Source organism: Campylobacter concisus, assembly GCF_002165815.1.
In the GTDB taxonomy this organism is placed as follows: domain Bacteria; phylum Campylobacterota; class Campylobacteria; order Campylobacterales; family Campylobacteraceae; genus Campylobacter_A; species Campylobacter_A concisus_BH.
Genome location: NZ_NDYN01000017.1, coordinates 1 through 5476, shown reverse-complemented (window position 1 = coordinate 5476; position 5476 = coordinate 1). Strand labels below are relative to the sequence as shown.

2 tRNA genes and 3 rRNA genes are annotated in these 5476 nt (G+C 45.0%); all 5 read right to left on the bottom strand.

Annotated features, from left to right (window positions below):
• Positions 1-50: 50 nt before the first annotated feature.
• Positions 51-169, bottom strand: a 5S ribosomal RNA gene (rrf, locus tag B9N65_RS10690).
• 133 nt (positions 170-302) lie between these two features.
• A 23S ribosomal RNA gene (locus B9N65_RS10685) occupies positions 303-3206 on the bottom strand.
• 325 nt (positions 3207-3531) lie between these two features.
• A tRNA-Ala gene (locus B9N65_RS10680) sits at positions 3532-3607 on the bottom strand.
• A 12-nt stretch (positions 3608-3619) separates the two neighbouring features.
• Positions 3620-3696: transfer RNA gene (locus tag B9N65_RS10675), tRNA-Ile, on the bottom strand.
• A 94-nt stretch (positions 3697-3790) separates the two neighbouring features.
• Positions 3791-5301 (bottom strand): 16S ribosomal RNA (locus tag B9N65_RS10670).
• The 16S, 23S and 5S rRNA genes sit together here with 2 tRNA genes alongside, the layout of an rRNA operon.
• Between the last annotated feature and the right edge of the window lie 175 nt (positions 5302-5476).

Genomic DNA, 5476 nt, shown 5'->3' with positions numbered 1-5476 from the left:
AATAAAAACTAGAATCAAATAATATAAGAATTAAAGCAGATAAACAACAAAGCCCGCAACGACCTACTTTTCCAACATCCCAGTAAGGGAGAGTATCATCAGCCAGGACGAGCTTAGCTTCTTGGTTCGAGATGGAGCAAGGCGTTTCCTCGTCTGTATAGTCACGGGCAGTGTTAAATAAAAGATATATTAACTAAATCTCTTATTTAACACTACTAGATAAAGTTAAAAGTCATAAACAAAGTTTTATAAAAACATATCTTATTAAGTTTTTATCCTTAACAAGGAAGTGATGCTTATTAAAAGATAAGCAGACGAGCTATTAGTACTGGTCAGCTAAAGGACTTTCATCCATTACACACCCAGCCTATCAAACACATAGTCTATATGAGCTCTTAAAAGAAGATTCATCTTGGAGTTGGCTTCCTGCTTAGATGCTTTCAGCAGTTATCACATCCCAACATAGCTACCGAGCGGTGCCCTTGGCAGAACAACTCGTACACCAGTGGTTGGTTCGACCCGGTCCTCTCGTACTAGGGTCAACTCTCCTCAATCTTCTTGCGCCCACGGCAGATAGGGACCGAACTGTCTCACGACGTTCTGAACCCAGCTCGCGTACCGCTTTAAATGGCGAACAGCCATACCCTTGGGACCTGCTCCAGCCCCAGGATGCGATGAGCCGACATCGAGGTGCCAAACCTCCCCGTCGATGTGAGCTCTTGGGGGAGATCAGCCTGTTATCCCCGGGGTACCTTTTATCCTTTGAGCGATGGCCCTTCCACACAGAACCACCGGATCACTAAGACCGACTTTCGTCTCTGCTTGACGTGTATGTCTCGCAGTTAAGCTGGCTTATGCCTTTATACTCTACGAACGATTTCCAACCGTTCTGAGCCAACCTTTGTAAGCCTCCGTTACATTTTGGGAGGCGACCGCCCCAGTCAAACTACCCACCAGACATTGTCCTACTTGAGGATAACTCAAGCTAGTTAGCTATCAGAATAAAAAAGAGCGGTATCTCAACAATGGCTCACCATAAACTGGCGTCTATGGATCAAAGCCTCCCGCCTATCCTGCACATTTTTATCCCAATAGCAGTGTCAAGCTGTAGTAAAGGTCCACGGGGTCTTTCCGTCTTGCCGCGGGTAGGAGGAATTTTCACCTCCACTACAATTTCACTGGATCCCTCTTCGAGACAGCTCCCATCTCGTTACGCCATTCATGCAGGTCGATATTTAATCGACAAGGAATTTCGCTACCTTAGGACCGTTATAGTTACGGCCGCCGTTTACTCGGGCTTCGATCAAACGCTTCGCAGAGCTAACGTCATCAATTAACCTTCGAGCACCGGGCAGGCGTCACACCCTATACATCCTCTTACGAGTTAGCAGAGTGCTGTGTTTTTGGTAAACAGTCGGGAGGGACTCTTTGTTGTAACCTTCAATGCTTACGGAGTAAATCCTTCACAAAGTTAGGCACACCTTATACCGAAGATACGGTGCTATTTTGCAGAGTTCCTTGAAGAGAGTTCTTCCACGCGCCTTAGAATACTCATCCCACCCACCTGTGTCGGTTTACGGTACGGGCAACTATAACTAAACTTAGAAACTTTTCTTGGCTCGACAGTATCAAGGATTTACGATTCATTCCGAAGAACTTCACGCACCTGTAAGGCCTCGGCTTAAAGGAGTTCGGATTTGCCTGAACTCCAACCTGCACCTTTCGACCAGCACTACCATCCGCTGGCTCCTCTAACTCTAAGCGTCCTTCCATCGCACATTATAGTTGGCATTGGAATATTAACCAATTTTCCATCGCATACCCCTTTCGGACTTTGCTTAGGACCCGGCTAACCCTACGATGACGAGCATCGCGTAGGAAACCTTGGGTTTACGGCGTTGGGGATTCTCACCCCAATTATCGCTACTCATGCCTGCATGCTCACTTGTATTCGCTCCAGCACTCCTTACCGGTATACCTTCAACGCAAATACAACGCTCTCCTACCACTTAGTAAACTAAGTCTAAAGCTTCGGTACTCATTTTAGCCCCGTTATATTTTCCGCGCAGAATCACTAGACCAGTGAGCTATTACGCTTTCTTTAAAGGATGGCTGCTTCTAAGCCAACCTCCTGGTTGTTTAAGTAACTCCACATCGTTTTCCACTTAAATGAGATTTAGGGACCTTAGCTGTTAGTCTGGGTTGTTCCCCTCTCGACGACGGATTTTATCACTCGCCGCCTGACTGCCATGATTACACACTAGGTATTCGGAGTTTGATAGGGTTTGGTACATTGGTGTATGCCCTAGCCCATTCAGTGCTCTACCCCCTAGTGTTACTACATGACGCTATACCTAAATATATTTCGGAGAGAACCAGCTATCACGATGTTTGATTGGCCTTTCACCCCTATCCACAAGTCATCCCATAGCTTTTCAACGCTAGCGGGTTCGGTCCTCCACCGGCTCTTACACCGGTTTCAACCTGCTCATGGATAGATCACATCGTTTCGGGTCTGCAACGTCTGACTAAACGCCCTATTAAGACTCGCTTTCGCTACGGCTCCGGGTTTCCTTAACCTCGCCAGACATCACAACTCGCAGGCTCATTATGCAAAAGGCAGTCCATCACCCTGATAAATCATAGGGCTCTGAATGATTGTAAGCAAATGGTTTCAGGTTCTATTTCACTCTGATCACCTCAGTTCTTTTCACCTTTCCCTCACGGTACTTGTGCACTATCGGTCTAGTAGTAGTATTTAGGGTTGGATAGTGGTCTACCCAGCTTCAGACAGAATATCACGTGTTCCGCCCTACTCAGGATACTGCTAAGTAAAACAAAGCTTTCATATACGGGGGTATCACCCTCTATGCCTAACCTTTCCAGGTTATTCTATTAGCTAAGTTTAGTCTATATTGCAGTCCTACAACCCCACTAGTAAACTAGTGGTTTGCCCTCTTACGCGTTCGCTCGCCGCTACTAGCGTAATCTCTTTTGATTTCTTTTCCTGAGGGTACTAAGATGTTTCAATTCCCCTCGTTCGCTCCGTTATACGGTAACTAATATCTCTATTAGTTGGGTTGCCCCATTCAGAAATTCCCGGATCAAAGCCCCTTGACGGCTCCCCGAGACTTATCGCAGCCTGGCACGTCTTTCATCGCCTCTACTAGCCAAGGCATCCACCACTTGCTCTTTGTAGCTTACCTTTTCTATGTTAGATTATTCTAATTCGCATCACTTCCTTGTTAAAGATAACTTTATGTTACTATATTTAAATTCTAACTCTCAAGACGGAAAGCATTGACTACTATTTAGATAAGTTTTAAATCCTAAATAGATTGTGATGTCAAACTTTTGCATTGAATGCAAAGAGAATAGAAATTTAAATCTTTAACAAGTCCTGTAAAATTGTTTTTAAAACTTGCTTGTGACTATTAACAATATTAATTAAAAGAACATTTAGACAAAAGTCTAATTAGAAAGTTTAAATTTAAGCTCTCTAATTAGACTTAATGCTGTTAAACTATTTTATGGTGGAGAATAGCGGGATCGAACCGCTGACCTCCTGCGTGCAAAGCAGGCGCTCTCCCAGCTGAGCTAATTCCCCAATTAAATTCTCTGGTGGGCCTAACAAGACTTGAACTTGTGACCTCACCCTTATCAGGGGTGCACTCTAACCAGCTGAGCTATAGGCCCCTATAGGTCTATCAATCTTTCAAAACTAAACAAGGATGATTGAGAATATCTTTCTTATAGATATCTTGTGAGAGAATATCTATATGTACTCTAGAAAGGAGGTGATCCAACCGCAGGTTCTCCTACGGTTACCTTGTTACGACTTCACCCCAGTCGCTGATTCCACTGTGGACGGTAACTAATTTAGTATTCCGGCTTCGAGTGAAATCAACTCCCATGGTGTGACGGGCGGTGAGTACAAGACCCGGGAACGTATTCACCGTAGCATGGCTGATCTACGATTACTAGCGATTCCGGCTTCATGGAGTCGAGTTGCAGACTCCAATCCGAACTGGGACATATTTTATAGATTTGCTCCATCTCGCGATATTGCTTCTCATTGTATATGCCATTGTAGCACGTGTGTCGCCCCGGACATAAGGGCCATGATGACTTGACGTCGTCCACACCTTCCTCCTCCTTACGAAGGCAGTCTCATTAGAGTGCTCAGCCGAACTGTTAGCAACTAATGACGTGGGTTGCGCTCGTTGCGGGACTTAACCCAACATCTCACGACACGAGCTGACGACAGCCGTGCAGCACCTGTCTTAACATTTCTGCAAGCAGACACTCTTCTATCTCTAGATGATTTGTTAGATATCAAGTCCGGGTAAGGTTCTTCGCGTATCTTCGAATTAAACCACATGCTCCACCGCTTGTGCGGGTCCCCGTCTATTCCTTTGAGTTTTAATCTTGCGACCGTACTCCCCAGGCGGTATACTTAATCCGTTAGGTGCATTACTGCCAAGACTAGCTTAGCAACAACTAGTATACATCGTTTAGGGCGTGGACTACCAGGGTATCTAATCCTGTTTGCTCCCCACGCTTTCACGCATTAGCGTCAGTTGAGTTCCAGCAGATCGCCTTCGCAATGGGTATTCCTGGTGATCTCTACGGATTTTACCCCTACACCACCAATTCCATCTGCCTCTCCCTCACTCTAGATTATCAGTTTCCCAAGCAGTTCTATGGTTAAGCCATAGGATTTCACAAGAGACTTGATAATCCGCCTACGCGTCCTTTACGCCCAGTGATTCCGAGTAACGCTTGCACCCTCCGTATTACCGCGGCTGCTGGCACGGAGTTAGCCGGTGCTTATTCGTTAGGTACCGTCATTGTTCTTCCCTAACAAAAGGAGTTTACGCTCCGAAAAGTGTCATCCTCCACGCGGCGTTGCTGCTTCAGGGTTTCCCCCATTGAGCAATATTCCCTACTGCTGCCTCCCGTAGGAGTCTGGACCGTGTCTCAGTTCCAGTGTGACTGATCATCCTCTCAGACCAGTTATGCGTCATAGCCTTGGTGAGCCATTACCTCACCAACTAGCTGATACAATATAGCCTCATCCTACACCGAAAAACTTTCCCTATCTAACTTATGCTAGAGAGGAGTATAGAGTATTAGCAGTCGTTTCCAACTGTTGTCCTCTAGTGTAGGGCAGATTAGCTATACATTACTCACCCGTGCGCCACTAACTCATAAGAGCAAGCTCTTACTTGTCCGTTCGACTTGCATGTATTAGGCACGCCGCCAGCGTTCACTCTGAGCCAGGATCAAACTCTCCATATTAATTACCTATCTAATAGATAGGATTTTTATTATGAAGTTTTTAATCAAAAAAACTTTTAGTTTTATTTATTAGTTTGTCTAATCTATTATTTAATCATAATAGACTGGCTCAATCGATCACTTGTTTAGATTTCAAAGATTGACTAATAGTTTAACAATTGTAAGTTAAAAGAAC